The sequence below is a fragment of the Rhodococcus sp. GB-02 genome, assembly GCF_053470465.1.
In genome coordinates this window covers 146,075-172,922 of record NZ_JBPUKE010000003.1, presented here as the reverse complement: position 1 = coordinate 172,922, position 26,848 = coordinate 146,075, and the positions used below count along the sequence as shown (strand labels likewise).

At 64.1% G+C, this 26,848-nt stretch carries 1 protein-coding gene; it reads right to left on the bottom strand.

Annotation, left to right across the window (positions count from 1 at the left end; translation table 11 throughout):
- Positions 1-88: 88 nt before the first annotated feature.
- Entirely contained in the window at positions 89-26,650 is a 26,562-nt protein-coding gene (locus ACSW29_RS21220; protein WP_448278230.1) for a non-ribosomal peptide synthase/polyketide synthase, read from the bottom strand.
- Positions 26,651-26,848: the final 198 nt, after the last annotated feature.

Sequence of the window (26,848 nt, the reverse complement as noted above, 5' to 3'; positions counted from 1 at the left end):
GTTCGCAGTTTCAATGTTTTCCCCTCGTCCGGACCCACGCGGGATCCATTACCCTGTGTGTTTCACTCATACCCATGTCGAACCTGGTTCAGACACCCCACTGAGCGATAACTTCTCGCAATCGTGCAGCTATGGACATCGCCGGTGTCGGTTCGATCATCTGGTTGTGTTCGCAGTCGACTTCGACGACGCGGATGTCTCCCGAAACAAAGCGACGCCATTCGGCCACATCGTGTCCGTTTCCGGTAGATCTTCCGGCTACGAAGAACTCGATGTCTCCAGAGTGAACCGGCGGTTGGTGCTGATTCGTCAATTCGACGGAGTGGGAGTAGCCGCGACTGATCCTCTCTAGATGCTCCGCTTCGATTCCGATCCCGGCACCCAGGGTCCGCTCCAGCAATTTCGCCGCTTCTTCGAAAGTCTCGACTGCGTTGGATCCCGCAGGCATCGCGAGCCCCGCCAGTAGTTCGGAGACCGAGAGTTCTGCGGGCTGATCGGAATCCGACGAGGGATAGCTGTCGAGGATCGACAGCGTCACGTCCCGTCCGCTCCGAGCGAGATTGTGCGCCACGGCGTGTGCGATGACGCCGCCGAGCGACCAGCCGGCCAAATGGATCGGGCCGGTCGATGCCACGGCTGCAATGCGATTCGCGTAGTCGTTGGCGAGTTCGGTCAGCGAGTCGAAGCTGGGCCCGCCGCTCAGTGACGGTAGCTGAAGACCGTATACGGGTTGATCCAACTCGAGATGCTTGACGAATTCCGCGTAGCCCCAGGACAACCCGATACCCGGATGGACGAAGAACAGTGGTGCACGATCGGATCCGGCGCGCAGCGTGATCATCGGAGCGAGAAGATCCGACGAGTCATCCGGCGAGTGTGCGTCCATTCCGTCGGCCGCCCGCGCGACACCGGCAGGCGTCGGATCCAGGAACAGTGCCTGCAACGGCACTCGCATCCCGAGGCGCTTCTCGAGTTCGATTGTGATTCGAGTGGCCACGATCGACGTTCCTCCCAGTTCGAAGAAGTCGTCGTCGACGCCGATGTGTTCGTGACCGAGCACGGTCTCGAAGATGTCGACGACCGTTCGTTCGGTGCCGTTGGTCGGCGGTGCGTAGGGGACCGTACGACGCTCGAAGCTCGGCGTCGGCAGTGCCTTGCGGTCCAGTTTGCCGACCGGTGTCACCGGAATACGGTCGACGACAACGATCGCGCCGGGAACCATGTGCGCAGGTAGGCGAGAAGACAGGTGGCGTCGGAGCTCCCAGTCGTCGACGGTCTGTCCATCCACGGGCTGGATGTAGGAGGCGATCATCGTCTCCCCCGACGGTGCTTCGTGCCCGAGTGTCGCGGCGAAGTAGACGGAGGGGTGTGCCATCAGGACCGAGTCGATTTCGCCGAGCTCGATGCGGAATCCGCGGACCTTGATCTGGAAATCGCTGCGGCCCAGGTATTCGAGGGTGCTGTCGGAGCGCCAGCGAACCAGGTCGCCGGTGCGGTACATCCGCTGGCCTGGTTCGCCGAACGGATCGGCGACAAATCGGTCGGCGGTGAGGTCGGGACGATTGTGGTAGCCGCGGGCAAGTCCGGGGCCGGTCACGTACAGCTCCCCGATTACTCCCACTGGCACGGGCTTGAGGTGCCCGTCGAGGACCAGGCCGGCAAAGCCGATGGCCGGACGGCCGATGTTGATCTCCTTGCCCGGCCGCATGGGTTCACTGACGCTGGCCTGGATCGTGGATTCGGTGGGTCCGTATCCGTTGAACATGCGACGGTCTCGGCCCCAGATGTCCACGAGTTCGGGTGGGCAGGCTTCGCCGCCGACGGCGAGCACGCGGAGTTCGGGCAGCGCGGAGCTTTCGATGGAGCTGAGCGCGGTCGGTGTGATGAACGCATGTGAGACATGTTCGTCGGCAAAGATTTCGGCCAACTCGGATCCGCCGAAGACCGTGGGTGGGATGACGACCAGGCAGGCTCCGCTGCCGAACGCCATCATGAGTTCGAAGACGGAGGCGTCGAAGCTCGGTGATGCCAGGTGCGAGATCCGCGAGTACGGCTGGACGTTGAATCTCTGATGTTCTTCGGCGTTGAGGTTGGACAACCCGAGGTGGGTGACGATGACGCCCTTCGGCTTTCCGGTCGAACCCGAGGTGTAGATCAGGTACGCGGGATGCCCGTGATGCAGGGGGATCGTGCGGTCGCGATCGGTGATCGCGGCGACGCTCTGGCCGTCGATCTCGTCGACGGTCTCCGCTTCATCGAGGACCATCCACTCGACCGTGTCGGGAAGTTGACTGCGGTGAGCCTCGTCGGTGATGCCGAGTACGGCCCGCGAATCGTCGAGCATGTGGTTGATGCGGTCGTCGGGATAGTTCGGGTCGACGGGCAAGAATGCAGCCCCGGTCTTCGTGACCGCCCAGATGGCGACGATCTCCGCGGCGGACCGCGGCAGACCCAAGGCCACAAAATCTTCGGGTCCGACACCGCGCCGGCACAGTGCTCTCGCCAGCTTTGTCGATTCCTCGTCGAGTTCGCGGTAGGTCATCGACCTCTCGCGACTCGAGAGGGCTGGGGCATCCGGGTTCGAGGCGACTGCTTCGGCGAGGATCTCCGGCCACACCCGCGCGCGAGTCGCGGCTGCACCGGATGCCGGCACCAGAGCGGCTGTTTCGTCGGCGGCGAGGATACCGATGTCGGCGATACGTGTTGCAGGTTCACGTCCGACAGCGTCGAGGATCAGGCGAAGTCGGTCGGCAAACCGCCGAATGGTGCCGGGTTCGAAGAGATCCGTCGCGAAGTCGAAGGCGGCGGACATCCCGGCAGGGGCGCCGGTCTCGTCGAACTTCTCGTCGACGATCAGCTCGAGGTCTTCCTTCGCGAATTTGGTTTCCACGGTCAGCCCGTCGATGTCGAGGCCGGGCAGGTGGAAGTGCGCGGGTTCGTTGTTCTGAAGTTCGAGGGCTACTTGGAACAGCGGCGAGTACGACGTGGATCTGGTCGGGTTGATCACGTCGACGAGCCGCTCGAAAGGTAGATCCGAGTTCTGGAATGCGGCCAGATCGATTTCGCGGATGTGTTCCACCAGTTCGGCAAAGGTGATGTCGGGATCGACGCTGGTTCGCAGGACCAGCGTGTTGACGAACATCCCGACGAGGTGGTCGAGCGCTGCCTGACCGCGGCCGGCGATCGGGGTGCCGATGGTGACCTCGTCTGCACCGGACAGCTTCGACATCAGCACGGCCAGTGCGCCGTGCAGTGCCATGAACATCGTGACACCGTGGGACCTGGACAGGTCCGCGAGCGCGCGGTGGGTGTTCGCGTCGATGTCGAAAGTGAATCGGTCACCGTGGAAGGTCTGTTGCACGGGTCGTGGGTGGTCGGTGGGCAGTGCGATGACGTCGTCGAGTCCGGCGAGTTGCTCACTCCAGTAGTGCAATTGGCGACTGATGACGGATTCCGGGTCGTCTTCCGATCCGAGGACGCGATGCTGCCACAACGTGAAGTCTGCGTACTGCACCTCGAGTGGTGCCCACGTGGGCTCGGTCCCTGCAGTACGCGCCAGGTAGGCGGTCATCACGTCGCGTGCGAGCGGCGCCATCGACGAACCGTCGGCGCAGATGTGATGGACCACGACAAACAGAATGTGAACGGGTTCACCGGTGTCGAGTCGGAAGAGTGCCACGCGCAGCGGCAGGTCCACCGACACGTCGAAGCCGGTCGTGGCGAGTCGTTGCATGCGCTCTGCGAGTTCGTGCTCCCCCAACGTCATTTCACGGACCGGAGGTATTGCCTCGTCGGCGGTGAGCACCTTCTGAATCGGATCGCCGCCGACGGCGGGGAACACCGTCCGCAGTGTTTCGTGCCGCTCGACGACGTCGGCGATCGCATGCTGCATGGCGGTGACGTCGAGGTCACCGGTAAGGCGAACAGCTAGTGGGATGTTGTATGCGGCCGATCGTGTGTCGAATTGGTTCAGGAACCACATGCGCTTCTGCGCCAACGAGAGCGGGACGTTGCCGACGCGCTCCATGGGAGTGAGCGGCACAGTGCCGACGGCAGTGACAGCGTCGGAAAGCCGTTCGGCGAGTTGAGCTGTCGTCGGTGCCTCGAACAACACGCGCACCCCGACGTCGATGTTCAGTGCGGAATTGAGCCGCGAGACGACGCGAGTGGCGATCAGCGAGTTGCCGCCGAGTTCGAAGAAATTGTCGTCGACGCCTACCTGCTCGACGCCGAGTACATCGATGAAGGCATCGGCGATCCGACGCTCGAGGCTGGTGCCGGGAGCCCGGAATTCCACGCCGGTTCCGGTGAACTCCGGGGTCGGCAAGGCTTTTCGATCGAGCTTGCCGACCGCGGTGCGCGGTAGCTCGTGGACGATCATGATGCTGGCCGGAACCATGTGCGAGGGAACGCGTGCGGCGAGGTGCGCGGTGATCTGGGCGCCGGTCAGTGTCGATCCTTCCTCGACGGTGAGGTAGGACGCGAGAACGGTTGCGCCGGCTGGTCCGTCGACGCCGAGTGTCACGCAGTTCGTGACAGTTGCCAGCGCGGTGATCTGGGCGTCCACCTCGCCGAGTTCGATACGGAATCCGCGAATCTTGACCTGGAAGTCGCTGCGCCCGACGTATTCGATGGTGTGATCGCTTCGCCAGGAGGCGATGTCACCGGTGCGGTACATCCGGTCGCCTGGCTTCCCGAAGGGATCGGCGACAAATCGCTCGCTGGTCAAGCCGGGACGCCGGTGGTAGCCGCGAGCGAGGCCGATGCCGGCGATGTACAGCTCACCGGGAGCTCCGACGGGTACCGGTTGGAGGCGCGAATCGAGGATCATCTCGTGCACACCGCGGATCGGGCCACCGATTGTGATGGGTGCGCCCACCGTCATGGGTTCGCTGATGTCTGCCATGACGGTCGTCTCGGTCGGGCCGTAGGCGTTGACGAATTCTCGTCCGGGAGCCCACAGACCGACGAGATGCGGTGGCAGTGCCTCTCCCCCGACGACGACGTGCCGGAATTCGTCAAGGCCGGCCGGGTCGACGGTGGCGAGTGCCGCCGTGGTGACAAACGCATGAGTGACGTGTTCGCGGCGGATCAGACTTGCCAGTTCGGCTCCGCCGTAGATATCGGTCGGGACGATCACCATGGTTGCTCCGACACCGAATGCCTGCAGGTACTCGAAGACGGCTCCATCGAAGCTCGGGGTGGCGAAGTGCAGGGTCCGAGAGTGGTGATCGGCGTGGAATCGGCGTTGCTGATCGAGTGCGAAGCTGTCGAGTCCGGTGTGGGTGACGACCACTCCCTTGGGTCGCCCGGTGGATCCGGAGGTGTAGACCACATAGGCGGCGTTGTCCATAGCCACCGGTGCGAGCCGTTCGTCCTGGGCGATCGGTAGGGTGCAACTGGTGGCGACGTCGTCGTCGAAGGCTTCTTCTCCGAGCACCAACCAGGACACGATCGGTGGCAATGTCTCGATGGCGTCGACGACGGTCAACCCGAACAGCACTTCGGAATCGCTGAGCATATGTTCGATTCGGTCGGCCGGATAGGTGGGGTCGACGGGGACAAACGCTGCGCCGGTCTTGGCGACCGCCCAGACCGCGAGAACCGATTCGATGGACCGTTCGATGCCGATGGCGACCGACGTTTCGGGTCCGGCGCCGCGGCGGATCATGGCTCTGGCCAACTGGTTCGAGCGCCGGTCGAGTTCGGCGTAGGTCATGGAGCGGCTGCCGGACGAGAGGGCGATGCGGTCGGGATATGTGGCGGAAACGTCGGCGAGTATCTCCGGGAGCGTTCGAGCGGAGCGACCCGGGGATCCGAAGACCGGCGCTAGATCGCGGCTTTCGAACTCCGTGAGAACCTGCAGGCGGGCCAGCGGCTGATCCGGTGCCGAGGCCAGATGCTCGAGGACGATGCCGACGCGCTCGGTGATCTTCGCGACTTCGTGGGCCGAGAAGTGTGTGGGTAGGTACTCCATCTTCAGATTGAGCGTGTGACTTTCCGATGCGACCACGGCGATCGGGTAGTGCGCCGAGTCGCGTCCATCGATGCCGAGAACGTGCATTCCCGCGATGTCGGTTTCGGCGGTCAGGGCTGACTCGTCGACGGGATACGACTCGAACACCGTCAGTGTGTCGAAGGATCCGGCGGCGCCGACGGCTCCCGCGATGTCCGACAGGCCGATGTGGTGGTGGTCGAGCAGTGACGCTTGCTCGGATTGGACGCGAATGGCCAGTTCCGCGAGGGTTTCTCGGGCGTCGAGGCGGACTCGCACTGGGACGGTGTTGATGAACAGGCCGACTATCGATTCCACCCCGGACACCTGAGGTGGGCGTCCTGACACGGTTCCGCCAAAGACGACGTCGTCGCGGCCGAGGAGTTCGGCGAGAACGATTCCCCAGGCCACTTGGACCAGCGTCGCCATGGTCAGACCGCGGCTTCGCGCGAATGCCCGAAGAGCCTCGGCTCGTTCGGCAGGAAGTGAGTACGAGTGAATGTCACTAGCCACGGTTTCGGCGGCGGTGCCTGCCTGGGAGAGCTGAGTGGATGTGTCGACGCCTCGTAGCGCTTCCTGCCACGCCCGCAGCGAAATTTCGGGTTCCTGCTTCGAGATCCAGGTGAGGTAGTCGCGGTACGACTGAACTCTGGGCAGAATCTCGGGGTCGCCGTCAGTTGCGTAGAGAGTGAGCAGGTCTCGAAGCAACAGCGGGGTGGACCAACCGTCGAGCAGGATGTGATGGTTCGTCACGACGAAGCGTGCCGCGTCTGGTCCGATTCGCACGAGCATGAACCGAATCAGGGGGGCTGTTTCCATGTCGAAACGCTGAGCGCGATCACTCTCGAGCAGCCGAGCGAACGCGAGTTCGCTGTCTTCGGCCCCGGACAGGTCGATTTCGGTCCAGCCGATCTCGACTCCGGATCGGATCACTTGCAGCGCCCGACCTCCCGGCGCGGAGACAAATCCCGCACGCAGGCTCGGATGACGATCGACCAAGGCCTGCGCGGCGCGGCGCAATCGCGGCGCCTCGACTCGGCCCCCGAGCTCGAGGGTCAGCTGCACCATGTACGGATCGATTTCCGTTTCGTCGAACTGGGCGTGGAAGAGCATGCCCGATTGCAGGGGTGACAGTGACCAGATGTCGGTCAGGTCGGGGAATCTGCGCTCGAGCTGTTCGATGCTCTGTTGATCCGCGGTGACGAGATCGAGATCGGTGGGCGTGAGCTCACGCTCGGAGTGTTCGTCGACGTACGAACTCAGCGCGCCGAGTGCACGGGCCCAGAGCTCCGCCAGCTCGGTGACTTCAGCCTCGCTGAGAATGCCGCGGGGGAAGGACCAGGTAGCCCGCAGTACCGGACCGTGTGCGGTGTCGGTGGTGACGGCGTTGATGTCGAGCACCGACGCGGCAGCAAGCTCTCCGCTGTGCGCTTCGTCGAGGGTCACTTCGGAGATCGGCAGCCACGGCACTTCGCCGTGCTCGGGATCGGAGCCGGCAAATCGTCCGAGGTAGTTGAACGAGATCTGCGGCGTGGGCAGCTCCCGCAGTTCTTCGTTTCGATCGAGGTACTTGAGCATGCCGAAACCGATTCCGTTGTCCGGAATGTCGAGCAGCGTTTCCTTGACGAGCTTCACGGCCGAGGCCGCGGTTGTTCCACCGGACAGCGCATCGACGACGTTGAGTCCGGTCAGGTCGATCCGCACCGGGAACAAGGTGGTGAACCAGCCGACCGTGCGCGAGAGGTCGGCACCCGGTGCTGCGTTCTCCTCGCGGCCGTGTCCTTCGAGGTTGAGAAGCACTTCCCCGCTGCGCTGTCCGCGCGATCGACGCCAGGCGGTGACGGCAATCGCGAGAGCTGCGAGCAACCCGTCGTTCACCGAGCCCCCGAAATGTCGAGGCACCGTCGAGATGATGTTCTCGGTCACCGAGGTCGGAACGTCGACGCTGACGCGGTCGACAGTGGATCCGATGTCCACGGCAGGGTCGAGGCCGCGCGTTCCGAGCGGTGGCTCGTCGGCCCGCATTCTCGACCACAAGTCGATCTCGTCACGTCGATCCGCGGCGGTCTCGGCGAGGGCTGTCGCCCAACGCCGTATCGACGTTCCACCGGGAGGAAGCATCGGCGTTTCGCCGTCGAACGCCGAGGCGTAGGCGGTGACCAGGCCGGGGACGAGCATTCGCCAGGAAACACCGTCGACCGCGAGGTGATGAAGGACCAGGAGCAACCGGCCTGCCTCGGCGTGGTTGCCGTTCGCGCTGACGGGATCCAACCAGAGTGCGCTGATCATCTTTCCGTGCTCGGGATCGAGACGGCTGGATGCGTCCTGCATCGCGGCTTCCGCGGCGGCCCGGAATTCTTCGCCGTTGGTGGACACGACGGGGGTTCGGCGCAGGACGTCGGAGGCGGCGACGGTGCCGGGTTCGCGGATCTCGAGTTGGTGAGTCGCGGTGTCCAGACGCGCCCGCAGTACGTCGTGACGATCGATGATCGTTTGCAGTGCGCGCTCCAGCGCGGGGCCGGAGACATCCGCGGGCAGTGCGATCAGCGCACTCTGGCTGTAACTGCGGATCGTGCTCAGGTCTCCGCGACTGCGTTCGACGAGCCACTCCATGATCGGAGTGAGCGGTAGGGTGCCGACTCCCCCGCCGGGTAGCTCCGTGAGAACCGGTGCAGCTTCCGCTGATTCGACGAGGAGGACCTTGGTGAGTCCGGCAACCGTCTTCGCTTCGAAGACGTCCCTCGGCGTGAAGATGAGGCCTGCGGACTTCGCCCGTGAGACGAGTTGGATCGACATGATCGAATCGCCGCCGAGACCGAAGAAGGAATCGTCTACTCCGATACTGCCCCGTCCCAGCACTTCCGCGAACAGGTCCGCGAGGACCGCCTCGGTAGCGGTGGCCGGTGCCCGCGTCGCCTCCGTTGTTCCCATGACGGCGAAGTCCGGTGCCGGGAGGCCGCGTCGGTCGAGCTTTCCGTTGACGGTCAGCGGAAGTGATTCGAGGACGACGACAGCGGTGGGCACCATGTACTCCGCGAGTTCGGCGGAGACGAAGTCGGAAACGGTCGCGGAATCGACGGTGCTGCCTGTTTCGGCGACCACGTACCCGACGATCCGGGGTGAGGCGCCGTCGGTACGCACGAGCGCCACGGAAGCCGCGACGCCGGGGCAGCGGAGCATCGAGGCTTCGATCTCTCCGAGTTCGATGCGGAAACCACGCACCTTCACCTGGAAATCACTGCGGCCTACGTACTCCAACTGCCCCGCGTCGTTCCACCTCGCCAGGTCCCCGCTCCGATACATTCGATCCCCCGAACTACCGAATGGATCGGGAAGGAACCGCACCGAAGTCAATGCGGGTTTCCCGAGGTATCCCCGAGTCACCTGGTCACCGGCGACGTACATTTCGCCGACCACACCTGGTGGTACCAGGTTCAGTCGCCGATCGAGTACGTAGACGGACAATCCTGGTACTGCTCGCCCGATGATGCTCGCCGACGCGTGCTCGCTGTCGTTGCGGTCGAGCGCGATTCGACTGACGTGCACTGTCGTCTCGGTGATCCCGTACATGTTGACCAGCGTCGGCGCCGTGTCGGCGCGCCGGTCGTACCACTTACGCAATTGGCCGAGATCGAGAGCTTCGCCACCGAAGACGACGTAACGCAGGGCAAGGTCGGGATCCGTGCCGTTGGGTGTGTACGCGCGGTCGGCTTCGGCGAGTTGGTAGAAGGCGGTGGGTGTTTGGTTCAGCACCGTCACCCGCTCGCGGCGGAGCAGTTCGTGGAACATGTCCGGCGATCTGGTCGTGTAGTAGTCGACGACAACCAACCGGCCACCGTGCAGCAGCGGACCCCACAGTTCCCAGACGGAGAAGTCGAATGCGTACGAGTGGAACATCGTCCACACGTCCGTGTCGTCGAACCCGAACGTCGGGGACGTGTTGTCCATCAGAGTCAGGACGTTTCGATGGCTGACCTGGACACCTTTGGGGCGCCCGGTGGATCCGGAGGTGTAGATGACGTACGCGACCGCGTCGGGCAGAATTGGTGTCGTCCGGTCCGCGTCGGTGATGCGATGTGGCGCGGAGTGATCGAGGCGTACGGCGATCTCCGGAGATCCGAGTTCGACGATGTCGATGCCGGATTCGATGATCTCCGACGGCAGATCGTTGCGGAAGTCTCCGGTCGTGACCAGGGATACCGGCCGCGCGTCGTCGAAAAGGAATCGCATGCGCTCGGCCGGATAGGTGATGTCGACCGGCAGGTATGCCGCGCCGGTCTTGATGACGGCGACAAGGGCGAGCACGAGGTCGGTCGTTCTGGGCATCGCAACGGCCACCACGGATTCCGGACCGATACCACGACTGATCAGAAGCCGCGCCAGGCGGTTCGCGCGCCTGTCCAGTTCGGCGTACGTCATTGCTCCGTCGCTGTCGTTGACCGCGGTCGACGACGGATGTGCTGCAACAGCCTCGAAGAAGCGGTCCGCGATGTTGTCGGCCGGAGCCGGTTCGGCATGAGTGTTCCACTCGGTCAGCATCTGTCGACGCTCGTCGGCGCCGACGAGGTCGATGTCGCCGGTAGGAGTCGACGGGTCTCGCGAGACCGCCGCGAGGAGGGTGATCAGTCTGTGTGAGAACGATTCGATCAAATCACCGTCGAACAAGTCTGTGGCGTATACGAATTCGACATCGATACCATCCGAATTTCCGTCCGCACCGTAACGTTCGGTGACCGCGAGTTGGAGATCGAACTTGGCGACGGGTAGGTCGAACTCGACTCCCGAGACCGACAGCCCCGGCAGTTCGAGTTGCGGTAGTGCGTTGTTGCGGAACTCGATGAGTATCTGGAACAACGGAGTGTGTGACGTCGAGCGTTCCGGGTCGAGTGCGTCGACCAACCTTTCGAAGGGCAGGTCAGCGTGTTGGAATGCACCGAGATCGCCCTCACGAACCTGGGCGAGTACGTCCTCGAACGATGCGTCGGGCGTGATCTGTGTTCGCAGCACGAGTGTGTTGACGAACATTCCGACCAGGTGATCGAGTTCGGCCTCTCCGCGGCCGGCGACGGGTGTACCGATGGCGATGTCCTCGGTTCCGGCCAGACGCGCCGCGAGCACTGCCAGCGCTGCATGCATGACCATGAACATGGTGCTGCCGTGCTCGCGTGCCAGGTCGGTCAGCGCTCGATGGATCTGCGGCGAGACAGCGAACCGGTGCACCGAGCCCGCCATCGAGGGCTTCGCCGGACGTGGGAACGACGTCGGCAACGCGATCGGCTCACCCAGTCCCGCGAGACGGTCTTTCCAGTAGTCGAGCTGACGGGTCAGAGCGGAGTCCGGATCTTCTTCGGACCCGAGTACCTCGTGCTGCCACAACGCGAAGTCGCCGTACTGCACGGCCAGTTCCGACCAGTTCGGCGCGTTGCCGGCGCTGCGGGCCGCATATGCCGCTGCCACGTCCACTGCCAGGGGGTTCATCGAGAACCCGTCGGCGACGATGTGGTGGACGACGATCACGAGGACGTGCCTGCGTGTGTCCCCGTCCACGCGTAGGACTGCGCAGCGGATCGGGACATCGGCCGAGGCGTCGAACCCTACCGAGGCCAGTTCGAGAATTCGATCGGAAACTTGGGCAGCAGCGACGATCTCCGGTTCCAGGATCGGCATGACCGCTTCGGTGGCGACAATCTGCTGTACCGGTTGTCCGTCGATCGAAGGGAACTTCGTCCGCAAGCTCTCGTGGCGGCCCAGTACGTCCGCTACGGCGTCCTGCAAGGCGGCGAAGTCCAGATCGCCGTCGAGGCGCACGGCCAGGGGAATGTTGTAGGCCGGTGACGTCACGTCGAACTGGTTGAGGAACCACATCCGCTTCTGCGCCAACGACACGGGCAGTGGGTTCGGGCGAGACCGTCGAGTCAACGGTGGTCGGGGGTTCTCGCCGCGGCCGACGCTCTCGGCCAGGCGCGACAGCTGCCGAACTGTCGGAGACTCGAACAATCCTCGTACTCCGATGTCGGTGCCGAGTAGCGCGTTGACGCGGGCGATGACGCGCGTCGCGGTCAGTGAGTTTCCGCCGACATCGAAGAAGTGGGTGTCGATGCCGATCGGGGTCACCCCGAGCACGTCCTCGAAGACGCCCGCCACCAGTCGTTCCAACTCGGTGGTCGCTGCCGTGAACGTTTCGGCATCGGTGTCGAAGCGAGGCTTCGGGAGAGCAGCCCGATCGACCTTGCCGACGCCGGTGAGTGGCAGTTCGTCGAGCACGACGACGCTCGCAGGAACCATGTGTGCCGGCAGCACCTCTCGTGCCGCTGCCCGGATGTCCTCGGCGGTCACGGGGTGTTCGTCGTCGCAGACGACGTACGCCGCCAGAGCCTGCTCGTCCGACGGTCCGCGGACCGCCAGCGTGACCGCGTACTCCACGCCTGGTAGTTGACCCAACGCCGAGTCGACCTCGCCGAGTTCGATGCGGAAACCTCGGATCTTGACCTGGAAGTCACTGCGCCCGAGGTACTCGATGGTGCGGTTACTGCGCCAGCGCACGACGTCGCCGGTGCGGTACATCCGCTCCCCCGGCTCGCCGTACGGGTTGGCGACAAATCGTTCGCTCGTCAGTGGTGAGCGCCCGTGATAGCCACGCGCGAGTCCGACTCCCGCCACGTACAGCTCCCCGGGAACACCGACAGACACCGGTTGGAGTCTGCGATCGAGGACAACCTCGCTGAATCCTCGGTTCGGCGGCCCGAGATAGACCTTGTCGCCGGCCGGAATGGGGTCACTGAGATTGCAGGAGATGGTCGTTTCGGTGGGACCGTAGACGTTGACGAACGATCTTCCCGGCGCCCAGGTGCGTACCAGGTCTGCCGAGGGTGCTTCGCCGCCGACCGTGATGGTGGTCAGTTCGTCGATTCCCTCGGGATCCACCGATGTCAGGGCCGCGGGCGTGATGAACGCGTGGGTGACGTGTCCTTCCCGGAGAACGTCGGCAAGTTCGGTTCCTCCGTAGACGGTGGTCGGAGCTACGACCAGTTCGCCGCCGACCGCAAAGGCGAGCAGATATTCGAGAACGGACGCATCGAAGCTCGGTGAGGCGAAGTGCAGTGCGCGCGAATTCTCCGTGAGACCGTAGCGATGGCGCTGTTCGTCGGCGAAGTTCTCGAGTCCGGTATGGGTGACGACAACACCCTTGGGTCGGCCTGTCGAGCCCGAGGTGTAGATGAGGTAGGCGGTGTTCTCCAGCCGAGTGGGCCCCCGGCGCTCGTCCTCGCGTAGCGGTGCCGTGGACACGCCGGAGAGCCGAGCGATGCTCGTCGGGTCGTCGAGTCCGAGCCACTTCGTCGCGCCGCCGCCGCTCGGTGCGTGTGCCGCCGTAGTCATTCCGAGCGAGGATGCCGAATCCTCGAGCATGAACGAGATCCGGTCACTCGGGTAGCGCGGATCGATAGGCACGAAGGCGGCGCCGGTCTTGGTGATCGCCCAGACGGCTGCCACGGATTCGAAGGAACGTTCCACACAGATCGCCACCCGTGAGTCCGGGCCGGCGCCTTCGGCGATCAGCACGCGTGCCCACTGATTCGAGGATTCGTCCAGTTCTCGGTAGGTCATCTTTCTGTCACCACAGGACAGTGCGATCCGTTCGGGGAATCTGCTCGCCGTGTCCACGAAGATGCGATCGAGTGTCCGGACCGATCGCCCTTGCTTTCCTCGCGCGGGAACCAGTTGCTGCACTTGGGAATCCGGCATCAGGCGCAATTTTGCCAGCGGAAGATCCGGTTGCGCTGTGATTAGTTCGAGGGTGCGGAGCAGCCGGTCCGCGATCGCGTCGATGTCGTGATCGCCCAGGACTCCTGGGAAATACTCGAACTTGAGCCGCAAGCGTCCGTCTGCTGCGGAAGCGACGATCGCGAGCGGATAGTGCGCCGCATCCTCGGCATCGTGGACGTCGAGGACGTGCATTCCGGCGATGTCCGTGCCCGACGAGAGTCCACCGCGGTCGACGGGATACGACTCGAAGACGGTCAGGGTGTCGAATGATGCAGCACCCCCCACTGCCGATGTGATGTGGGAAAGACCCACATGGTGGTGATCGGACATCCGCGCTTGCTCGGTTTGGACACGAACGCACAGTGCTGCCAAAGACTCTCGCGGGTCGAGGCGAACTCGCACGGGGACGGTGTTGATGAACAGGCCCACCATCGACTCGACGCCCGGAACCTGGGGTGGGCGTCCGGAGACCGTTCCGCCGAAGACGACGTCGTCGCGGCCGAGGAGTTCGGCGAGCACGATTCCCCAGGCCACCTGGATCAAGGATGCTGCCGTCAGACCGCGGGAGCGGACGAATCCGCGCAGGAGTTCCGTCTCACGTTCTCCGAGCGCCGTGGTGGTCGAGCGTGAGGTTGCACCGTCCTCGTCGACTGCGTGGGTTCCGGTGAGCAGTGTCGGATCGTCGAGTCCGCGAAGCGCTTCGTCCCAGGCCTCGATCGACTTGCTCTCGTCTCGAGTGCTGATCCAGCTCAGATAATCTCGGTACGGATGCACGCGCGGGATGGCGCTGTGATCACTGTCCGTGGCGTAGAGGGTGAGTAGATCGCGGACCAGCAGCGGCATCGACCATCCGTCGAGGAGGATGTGGTGGTTGGTCAGGATCAACCGGTATGCGTCGTCACTGGTACGCAGAAGCAGGAACCGCAGTAGGGGCGGAATGTCCATGTCGAAGCCGCGCACCCGATCCGCATGGAGGAGTTCGCGTATCTCGGTCGCCTGTTCGGTGGGAGCCAACGGGGAAATATCGATCTCGGTCCACGGCACATCCACGGCGGCGCTGATCACCTGCACCGATCGCCCACCGGTGTCTGTCGTGAACGCAGCGCGTAGGTTCTCGTGTCTGTCGAGCAGCGCCTGTGCGGCACGGTGTAACCGGGACGCGTCGACGCCGTCGAGTTCGAGTGCGAGTTGGACGGTGTACGCGTCCACAGTGTGTTCTGCGTATCGGGCATGGAACAGCAGTCCGGATTGCAGCGGTGAGAGGGACCAGACGTCGGTCAGCGTCGGGAACGCGAGCTCGAGGCGATCGATGGACTCCTGGTCCAGGTCGATCAGGTCGATGTCCGACGGTGTCAGTCCACCGCGTTCGCTCTGCTCGGCGTACGTTGCCAGAGCGCGCAACGCCTGTACCCAGAGTTCTGCGATGGCGCGCGCATCACCGTCCGCCAGCACGGCAGTGGGAAAGGCGATAGTGGCGCCGATGTGCGGTGCACCCGAGATTTCGGTGGTGACGACATTGACGTCCAGCACCGAACCCACGGGCATGTCGGACTGAGCTGCCGCTTCCAGATCGACGTCACGCGCCAGCGCCCAGTCCCCCAGCGACTCTCCGGCTTCGGTGCCGGAAAAACGCCCCAGATAGTTGAACGAGATCTGCGGTTGGCGGAGGTCTTCGAGTTCCGCTCGACCTACCTCGTCGAGGTAGCGCAGAACTCCGTACCCGATACCGCTGTCCGGAACACCCAGTAGCTCTTCCTTGACGCGCTTGAGCACCACCGCGGCGTCGGGGCCGCTGCTCATCACGTTCGCGATGTCGATGTCGGCGAGGTCGATCCGCATCGGGAAGACGCTCGTGAACCAGCCGACGGTGTGCAGCACATCCGCTCCAGGGACCACGTGAGCTTCGCGTCCGTGGCCCTCCATCGAGACGAGCACGTTGTCGGTTCGTATGCCCTGTGCCTGCCTCCACTGCGTCAGTGCCAGCGCGAGAGCAGCAACGAGGCCGTCGTTGACGGATCCACCGAAAAGCGCCGGAAGCGTGGTCAGGACTGTTTCGGACAGTTCGACGGGTACGTCGGCGACAACTCGGCCGACCGAATCGAACGTGTCGAGCCGCGGGTCCAGCGGCCGGGTTCCGATCAGCGGGTCGGCACCTTCGAGTATCGAACGCCACCTGGGCAATTCGACTCTTCGATCGGGCGCGATGTCGCGGAGCGCGTACGACCAACGACGAACCGACGTGCCCGAGTACGAAGGCTCCGGTTCCTCGCCTGCATCGATGCGGTGGAAAGCCGACGCAAGTTCCGGTACGAGGACGCGCCAGGAGACACCGTCGACCGCGAGGTGGTGGATCACCAGTAGCAACCGGCCGGTGTTGCGCACGCCGGCCAACCAGACGACACGGACCATCACACCCCTGCTGGGGTCCAGTTCTCGGCGTGCACCGCCAAGGGCGTCGACGATCGCCGCGTCGAACACTGCGGTGCCCGGCTCGGCCTCCACCTCGAGTACCTGGCAGATGTCCTCGGCTGCAACAGATCCAGGTTCGTCGACGACGAGCCCGCGCTCGTCACCGAGTTCGAGGCGCGCGCGAAGGATGTCGTGACGATCGAGTACGACTTGAAGCGCTGCGGTCAACTGCTCCACACTGTGGAGCCCTTGCGGCGCGTTGAGAAGGGTGGCCTGGGAGAACGAATCGAGCCCTTGGTGCTCGGCGCCGAGCCGGTCGAGCCACCACTGCGCTACCGGCAACAAGGGCACGTGGCCCACGCCGCCGCCGGGAAGTTCCTCGAGCACCTCGGGTTCGTCGTCCTTGGTCGACGCCAGCAATACCGCAAGACCGGCGACCGATTTCGCCTCGAAGACGTCACGAGGGGTGAACACGAGTCCAGCGTCGCGGGCGCGGGCGACAAGCTGAATCGACATGATCGAATCGCCGCCCATCGAGAAGAACGAGTCGTCGACGCCCACCGATTCGACACCGAGGACGTCGACGAACAGGGCGGCCAGCGTGCGCTCGGTATCGGATTCGGCAGCCCGCGAGCGTGCCTGGGTTACCCGGAAGTCGGGAATCGGTAGTGCTCGACGATCGAGCTTTCCGTTGGCCGTCATCGGAAGTTCGTCGAGGACGAGAACCACTGCGGGAACCATGTACGGAGCCAGGGCCGAACCCGCGAAGGCGATGACAGCCTCGGGATCCACAGGCTGAGCGTCGCTGGCAGGCACTACGTATCCGACGATCCGTGCGGCGCCTCCGTCGCGTTCGAGCGTTGTCACCACGGAATGTGCAACGCCGGGATAGCGAGCCAGAACTGCCTCGATCTCACCGAGTTCGATGCGGAATCCGCGAATCTTGACCTGGAAATCGCCACGGCCCTGGTACTCGAGTTCTCCGTTCTTGTTCCACCGGGCGAGGTCGCCGGTGCGGTACATCCGCGTGCCGGCACCGCCCGTGGGATTGGGTACGAACCGTTCGGCGGTGGTGCCCGCGCGGTTGCGGTAGCCGCGGGCGAGTCCGTCACCGCCAACGTACAACTCCCCCGTCACTCCGACCGGGACGCGGTGTAGGCGATTGTCGAGAACCCACGCGGTGATGCCTGTCGACGGCCGTCCGATGGTCACCCGATCGGTCGGTGACATCGGCTCGGTGATGCTGGCTACGACCGTCGATTCGGTCGGCCCGTAGGCATTGATCATGATTCGGTGATCACTGACCCAGGCAGCGACGAGATCGGGCGGGCAGACGTCGCCGCCGGTTCCGATGCAGACCAACTCGTCCAGTCCACTCGGATCGACCGTGGCAAGAGCGGCTGGGGTGATGAAGGCGTGAGTGACGTGTTGATCGGCGATCAGGCTCGTCAGTTCGGTTCCGCCGATGATGCTCGGTGGAGCAATGATCATCGTGGCTCCGGCACCGACCGCCATGAGGAGCTCGAGAATCGAGGCGTCGAAACTCGGTGAGCTGAAATGCAGCGTGCGGGAGGTCGACTCGACTCCGAAGCGATTGCGCTCCTGCTCGGCGAGCGCCGAAAGCCCACGGTGGGTGACCATGACGCCTTTGGGGACGCCGGTGGAACCGGAGGTGTAGATGACATAGGCCGGATTGTCGAGAGATGTAGTTCCCAGCAGTTCCGAAGCCTCTATCCGGTGATCACCGATCTGTTCGAGGTCGGCCTGATCGAGCAAAATCGCGTCCGCCTCGTTCGGGACGACACCGGCATGCTCAGCGGTGGTGAGAACGACGCCCGATCCCGAGTCGTTGATCATGTGGTGTACACGATCGACGGGATACGCCGGGTCGACGGGTACGAACGCGGCGCCGGTCCGAGCAACCGCCCAGATTGCCACCACGGATTCCAGTGAGCGCGGCAATGCCAGGGCGACAACGGATTCCGGGCCGGCCCCGCGGCTGATCAACAGTCTCGCAAGGCGGTTGGCGCGGCGGTCGAGTTCGGAGTACGTCAGATGGCGGTCGCCGAAAACCAGCGCGGTTCTCTGCGGTTCGCCAATGTACCTCCGCTCGAGCAAGGTGGAGAAGTGAACCTGCTCGGGAAGTTCCGGTGCGGCGGTGCGGATCGTGTCGAGATCGCTCACGAGATCGATGTCGCCGACCGGTGTGTGCGGCGATTCGGTCACGGCATCCAGAATCCGAATCAGATACCGAGCAAAACCGTCGACGGTCGCCTCGTCGAAAAGCGCTCTCGCGTAGGTGAACCCGGCCTCGATGCCCGCCGGCTGACCGTCCTCGTCGAAAGTCTCGGCAAGAGTGAGTTGCAGATCGAAATTCGAGACGGCGGATTCGAGTTCTAGTACTTCGACGTCGAGATCCGTCAGACGAACGACTGGTCGAGTAGTGTTCTTGAACTCGAGCATCACCTGGAACAGCGGTGAATGCGACGTCGACCGCTCCGGAGCGAGCGCATCGACGACGCGCTCGAAGGGGACGTCTGCGTGAGCAAAGGCGTCGAGGTCGGTGCTGCGAACCCTGGCCAGGAGATCGGTGAAGGAGGCCGAGGGGTCCACGTCGGCGCGCAGGACCAATGTTCCGACGAACATGCCGACCATCGGATCGAGCAGGGCACTACCCCGCCCGGCGATCGGTGAGCCGATCGTTATGTCTTCCATGCCGGACAATCTGGCCAAGAGCGCTGCGTAGGCGGCGTGAATCGCCATGAACATACTGCTTCGATGGTCGATCGCGGTTTCGCTCAGACGACGGTGGATGCCGGCATCGATGTCGAACCGGACGACGCCGCCCGAGAGGTCCTGTTCACGCGGCCGCGGCCGATCTGCAGGGAGCGCAAGAAGCTCAGGCACACTTGCCAGCTGACGTGTCCAGTACTCGAGCTGACCGGCGAGCGTACTGTCCGGTTCGTCGATCCGACCGAGCGCCCGTTCCTGCCAGATCGCGAAGTCCGCGTATTGGACCGGGAGAGGAGCCCAGTCGGGGGTCTCACCTCGATGTCTGGCCGAATACGCGCTCATCACGTCGAACGCCAACGGTGCCATCGAGAATCCGTCGGCGCAGATGTGATGAACGACCACAGCCAGGACGTGATCTTCGGCGTCGACCTCGATCAGTTCGGCCCTGATCGGCGGGGCCTGCGTCACGTCGAAGCCCGTCGAGGTTACGCGCTCGATCTCGGTGAGTACCGCTTCGGCGTCTGCGCCGACAACCGACATCGTGCCCAACGCTTCACCGGGATCCACGATCACCTGCGCCGGCACTCCCTCGATCATGGGAAACAACGTGCGCAGCGATTCGTGTCGAGCAAGTACGTCGGTGATCGCGCTCTCCAATGCGGCAACGTCCAACCGGCCTCTGAGCCTGATCGCTATGGCGACGTTGTATGCCGCGGACGTGACGTCGAATTGATTGACGAACCACATGCGCTTCTGTGCCAGCGACAGCGGAATCGACTGTGGCCTCGGCAACGCCTCGAGCGGAAGGACGGCCGGCCCCCCTCGCGCCGTGGCGCACTCGACCGCCAACTGAGCAACGGTCGGCGCGTCGAACAACTCTCTGATCGACAAGTTCAGCGACAGCAAATCGTTCACTCGCGCCACGGCGCGGGCAGCGACGAGACTGTTCCCACCGATCTCGAAGAAATTGTCGTGTACACCGACGGCAGCGGATTCCAGGAGCTCTTCGAAGATCGACGCCAGCTGGGCTTCGACCGGCGTTCGCGGCGCAAGATACGTCTGCGAGCTGTCGAAGCTGGGCGCGGGCAGGGCGTTCCGATCGAGCTTGCCGGTCGAGCCGAGCGGGAACACGTCGAGGTCGATGACCACTGCCGGAACCATGTAGGCCGGGAGGAGGCCTCTCAACTCGGTGCGCAGGCTGTCCGTGTCGATCGAGTTCCCTGCTTCGGCGATGACGTAGCCGACGAGGCTGTCACCGACCACGTTGTCGTGATGGACGAGGGCAGCAGCTTGCGCGACACCTGTGAGCCTCAGCAAAGCTGCTTCGACCTCGGCGAGTTCGATGCGCTGGCCGCGGATCTTCACCTGGAAATCGCGTCGGCCGACGTAGTCGAGTAGCCCGTCGGCGCGCCATCGGACGACATCGCCGGTTCGGTACATCCGTGTGCCCGACGGGCCGTACGGATCTGCAACGAATCTGTCGGCGGTGAGGTCACTACGCCCCAGGTATCCGCGCGCGAGTTGCACTCCCGCCAGGTACAGCTCGCCGTGAACACCCACCGGGACGGGATGCAGCCGTCCGTCGAGGACGTAGAGCTTGGTGTTCCATACGGGCGCGCCGATCGGAACGGTGACGGTCATGTCGGGGGTGAATTCGGCGGCGCTCACGTCGACGGCAGCTTCCGTGGGTCCGTACAGGTTGAACAACCCCGCAGGACTCAGACGAGTGAACGCCTCCGCTGTGGTGGGTGGAAGAGCTTCACCACTGCAGAACACCTGACGCAAACTCTCGCACTGCTCGGGAGTCGCGACGGCGACGAATTCCGCGAGCATCGACGGTACGAAGTGCGCCGTCGTGACTCCCTTGTCGGCGATCAACGCAGACAGGTATCCAGGATCACGGTGCCCCTCCGGTTCCACGATCACCAACTGCGCGCCGGTCTGCAGGGGCCAGAAGAGTTCCCACACCGAGACGTCGAATGTCACCGGAGTCTTGTGCAGCACCACGTCCGACGCGTGAAGCGGATACGCGTCCTGCATCCACAGAAGGCGATTGACGATCGAACGGTGCGATACGGCAACACCTTTCGGTCGACCGGTCGATCCCGACGTGAAGATCACGTATGCAGCATTGTCCGCACGGAGGGGTCCGACCCGATCAGCGTCCGTGATCGGCTCCGTCGTGGACACCGGATGCTCGACATCGACGTCGACGATCGGCACCTCTGTGGGAAGAGCGCCACGGTCCTGGCGTCGGCTCAGCACGCAGATCGGTTCCGCGATGTCGAAGACGTAGGCGATGCGCTCGGCAGGATGATCGGGGTCCACCGGGACGTACGCCGCACCGGCACGGATCACGGCGTGGACGGCGATGAGCAGTTCGGCCGACCGGCGAATCGACACCGCGACGCGCATGTCCGGGCCGACGCCGCGGCCGATGAGGGTTCTGGCAAGTTCACTCACCCTCGCGTCGAACTCCGCATACGTCAGTGTCCGCTCACCGAAGATCAGCGCGGCGCGCTCGGGTGTCCGGACTGCCTGCTCTGCCGACAGATCGGCCAGGGTGGTGATCGGTACTACGTGCTCGGTGGCGTTCCAACGCTCGAGGACCAGTTCTGCCTCACCCGGGGCTGTGAGGTCGAGGTCGCCGACGACGGATTCCGGGTCGGCAGCTACCGCGTCTAGGAGCATCGTGAAGCGATCGGCGAGGCCCGACATGGTGTCCGAGTCGAACAGTTGGCTGGCATAGTTCAACTGGCCGTCGAGATGGTCGCCGCGGTCGGTGAGAATGACCTGAAGATCGAACTTTGCCGCACCCGTGGAGAGTTCGTCAACCGTGACGTCGAGCTCGGGCAAGGTGACCTCGGTGGGAGCGGCGCCCTGCATCACCAGCATGACCTGGAACAGCGGCGCTTGGTTGCCTGCGAGGGATTCGACGAGTACGTCGTACGGCACTTCGGTGTGCTGCAAGGCCGCCACGTCGACGTCGCGCACGCGGGTGAGAACTTCGCCGAAGGTGAGTCCCCCGTCGAGAACCGTCCTCAACACCACCGTGTTGACGAACATTCCGACGACGTCGTCGAGGGCTCGCTCGCTACGTCCGGCCACCGGGGTGCCGATCGTGATGTCGTTCGCTCCACATTCTCGGCTGAGCAGGACGGCCAGCGCGGCGTGGACCACCATGAAGACGCTGACATCGTTGCGCGCCGCGATCTCGCCGACCCGGCGATACGTCGCGGAGTCGATGCGGAAATCGAGATCGTGACCGCGCAGTGAGACACCTGCCGGCCGCGGATGATCCATCGGTAGTTCCGCAAGCTCGCCGCGTTCGGTGAGCGTGTGCGACCAGAACCGCAACTGCTCGGCGAGTATCGAATCCGGATCGGACGCTTCGCCGAGCGCCCCGCGTTGCCATTCGCTGAAATCGCCGTACTGGACTTCGAGTGGCAGCCACGCCGGTACGCGTCCGCTTGCCCTCGAGGCGTACGCGACCATCACGTCACGGGCCAACGGCGCCATCGACAGACCGTCCGCGGCGATATGGTGCACGACGAGGACCAAGGTGTGTTCGAGTTCGTTCACTTCGAGCAGAGTCGCGCGGATCGGCACCGATTCGCTGACGTCGAATCCCGTTCGCGCCAGTTCGCTCGCCCGCACCGCAGCCGCTGCGGCAGGTACGGTTTCCACCTCGAGGTGACCGAACACCTCATCCACGCCGAGAACGTGCTGTACCGGACCGCGAGCACTCTCGGGGAATACGGTCCGCAAGACCTCATGCCGAACGATCACGTCCCGCAGGGCGGTGAACAGCGCATCGACGTCGAGGGCGCCGGTCATTCTCACCGCGATCGGAATGTTGTATGCCGGTGAGTTCGGATCGAGTTGATTGGTCAGCCACATTCGTTGCTGCGACAGAGATACCGGTATCCGATCGGGACGATCGATACGCGTCAGTGCAGGTGCTCGCGTATTCCGCGAGTCCGCCAGGTCGGCGCGGGCAGCCAGTGCCGAGACAGTCGGTGCCTCGAAGAGGTCGAGAACGCTCAGCGTCGTCCCGAGCGCTCCGTTGACGCGCGACACGACACGAGTCGCGATCAGCGAGTCACCACCGAGCTCGAAGAAGCTGTCGTCTGCTCCCGCCCGGGTGACGCCGAGCAGATCGCAGAACACCGCCGAAATCCGCTTCTCGGTCGAGGTCTCGGGGGCACGGTATTCGGCCGATCCGCCCGCCGAATCGATGTCCGGCAACGCCTTCCTGTCGATCTTTCCGGCCGGAGTCAAGGGAATGGCATCGAGTACGACGATCCGCGACGGAACCATGTGAGCTGCCAACGAGGATCCGGCGTGGGCGATCAACTCGGAGTTGTCGATGTGTGTGCCCGCAGCCGCCGTGACGTACGCCGCCAACAGTGTTTCCCCGCTCGGGCCCGCAACTCCGGCGGTGACGGCCTGCGAGACGCTCGGATGGCGGCGCAGTACGTCGTCGATCTCACCGAGTTCGACGCGGAAACCGCGGATCTTGATCTGGAAGTCGCTACGGCCGAGGTACTCCAGTTCACCGGCGCCGTTCCACCTCGCGAGGTCGCCGGTGCGGTACATACGTTCTCCCGCAACACCGTTGGGGTCAGCAACAAATCGTTCGGCCGTGATCGTGGCACGCGCGTGGTATCCGCGCGCCAGGCCGATACCACTCACGTAGAGCTCGCCGGCGACACCGATGGGCACCGGTTGAAGCCGTGAATCCAAGAGGACGGCCGCGGCGCCGCGCATCGGCTTTCCGATGGTAACGGGAACATCGCTGCTCAACGGTCCGGTCAGGGTGGCGACGACGGTGGTTTCGGTCGGTCCGTACGCGTTGAACATCGAGCGTCCGTGCGACCACTGTGCGACCAGTGCGGGCGAGCAGGCGTCGCCGCCGGTCACGACCACCCGAAGATCCGGAAGGCCGGCGGGATCGACGGTTGCCAGCGCGGCCGGGGTGACGAAGGCATGTGTCACCCGGCCGACACGCATCACGTGGGCCAGTTCGTCGCCTCCGTACACCGTGGGTGGCGCGATCACCATCGTTGCTGCGCTGCCGAAGGCAAGGAGAAGTTCGAGGACCGAAGCGTCGAAGCTCGGCGAAGAGAAATGCAGTGTGCGATCACCCGGTTCGACTCCGAACCGGGATCGCTCCTCGTCGGCGAAGCTGCTCAGCCCGCGGTGACTGACCACGACGCCTTTGGGGACACCGGTCGAGCCGGAGGTGTAGATCAGGTACGCCGGATCGTCGTAGCGCACGCGTGAACGACGCTCGGCGTCGTCAACCGGTGCATCCGAGCAGTCGGCGTTCAATTCGTCGAGAAGAAGCCAATCCACCGAATCGGCGAGCCCGCCGTGGTGCTCCCCCACGCTGATTCCGACAACAGCTCCTGAATCGGTGAGCATGTGCCGAATACGGTCCTCGGGGTAGTGCGGATCTATCGGGAGAAAGGCTCCGCCGGCCTTGGCTACCGCCCACGTCGCGGTCACGGATTCGATCGACCTCGACAATGCCAGGGCGACGTAGGTGCCGGGGCCAACTCCGCGGGCGATCAATTCGCGGGCGAGCTTGTTCGACTCGGCGTCGAGTTCCCGGTAGCTCACCCGACGATCGCCGAATACGAGCGCTGGGGCATCGGGGTCAGCTGCGGCGGCTCGCCGGAGGATGTCGGGGAGCGTCAGCGGGTCGGACGCGACCTCTCCCCGTGCCGGTACCAGGGACTCACGCTCGAACTCGTCGAGGACATCGAGGTCTCCCATCGGCGTTTGCGGGGCTGCGGCTGCGCCGGAGAGAACCCACACCAGTCTCAGGAGGAAACCTCGGAGCGTGGCGTCAGCGTAGTGCTGTGCGGAGTACGCCACCTCGAGGGCATTGGCGTCCGCGTGGACGTCGATCGCCACTTCGAGGCCGGCAATCGTCGTCTCTCGCGGTCCGTCGTTCAGATGGAGATGCAGTGCGGGCAGCTCGGGGACACCTGTCGCCGATCGGACCAGCAACGTATCGTGATCTTGCGCAAGAGAACCCACGAATTCATTGAACGGCGCTGCCGGATCGACCTCGCAGCGTAGGGGCAAGATCCCCAGCTCGGTCCTCGTCCCGATCAACACGTCCCGGCGCTCGGTCGATCTCGACAGCAACGCAGCAAATGCTGCATGGACAACGGCAAAGAGCGAGACACCTTCCGAGCGTGCGAGTTCGGCGACCGCGGGATCGAGCGGGACGCTCAGCCGATTCGTACCGGTCGGCTCCGATTCGGCGTCGATTCGCTCGAGATCCAGGGTCTCGAGGCCCAGCGTCGAGCCCTCGTCGGCGTCCCCCAGGTATCTCGCCCAGAACCGCTCGTCTTCCCTCCGCTGTGCACTGCGCGCCCCCGCCTCGGCACTTGCCGGATGAATCCGGTTCATCGGCGTACCGGCCGGCGCTGATGTCAGTTCAGCGACCAACTCGGTGAAGGCTCGGTGGTGATCAGCCAGTTCGTCGTGACCGTATCGATTGGGGTTGCCACGAAAGTCGATCAACGTCTGGGCCGGATCGCCGCTCTGGTACACGTTGACCAGGAGATCTTCGACCGGCCCCGACGTGACGATGTGGAACTCGCCGGTCAGTGATCCCAGCGTGATCTCCTGCCGGAATAGCATCACATTCATCATCGGACCGGACAGACGCGCGTCGCCGACCGCCAGCCCTGCATCACGCCGGATGTCCTCGAGACTGCACCGCTGATGACGAAGCGCACCGAGAAGTTCGAGTTGAACCCGCCCGACCAGATCGTCGACGCTTTCGGCTGGGTCGACGTGGATGTGAAGCGGTGCGACGTTGACCAGCATGCCGCCGGACCGTTGCAGCGGCGCTGTGGTCCTCGCCGAGACCGGTAGGTTGATCAGAACGTCGTCGTATCCGGTGTTGCGGGACAAGTAGCACGCCAGTGCCGAAATCAGCACCGCCGCCGCAGTTGCACCGGAACGAGTATTCCACTCGTCCAACGCGGCAAGGCTGTTCGCCGACATCGCGGCACTGACGAGTTCACTGTGCGCAGTCGGCGGTCCCTCCCGCATGGCCAACGTGGAACCATGTTCGACGCCGGACACGCGCTGGGCCCAGTATTCGCGGTCGGCTTCGAATCGGCTTGATTCGCGGTACTTCTGGTCGAGTTCGGACAGTGTCGTGACGTCGAGCGCCTTGTTCACCGCCGGCTCGCGTCCTTCGACGGCCGCGGTGTAGATCGCCGCGATCCGATTGACGATCGTCATTCCACTGTATCCATCGAGAGCGACGTGATGAATCCTGGTGTACCACAGGTAATCTCGATCACCAGTTTGGAGGATTGTCATTTCGACAAGGCGATCGCGCGTCAAGTCGAGCGTCGTCGCGTAGTCGTTGTCCATCCACTCCGACGCCGCGAGCCTCGGATTCTCACGCTCACGGAAGTCGAAGTAGTCGATGCCCGGATCGATCGTGAAGTCCACGATCTGGCACGGTTCCCCATCCGGGTACATCAAGCGCAGAAATGGCGACTCGAACTCGTGGGCAGCCTCTACCGCAGCGCGGCTGAGCAGTTGCATGTCCAGGTCGCCGTGGAATTCGATGTACTGCGCGATGAAGTACGGGACCGTCGGGTGAAGTTGCTGCGCGAACCACATGCTGCGCTGCACGGCCGAGAGAGGAAATGCCCCGGCCGGCAGACTCCGTGATCCGGCCAGCGGATCGATCCTCTTGTCGGTATCCATCACGCCCACCCCCACACAGCGTTGCCACGATCGGCGTTGCCACGATCAGCGCTGGGAACTGTGGTTCGGGGATTGAAGAGAAACATCGCACCGCCTCGATATCGAGTGGAAACCATGTGGCGATCCTGCGAGAGCGCAGCCGAAGGTCATCGACCTCGACGAAGGGTCGCTTCGAAGTCCGAACCTCCCCGAAGGTCC

Excerpts from the sequence above, each read along its gene's own strand:
- ACSW29_RS21220 (WP_448278230.1), bottom strand. The coding sequence starts at position 26,650 with ATGGATACCGACAAGAGGATCGATCCGCTGGCCGGATCACGGAGTCTG.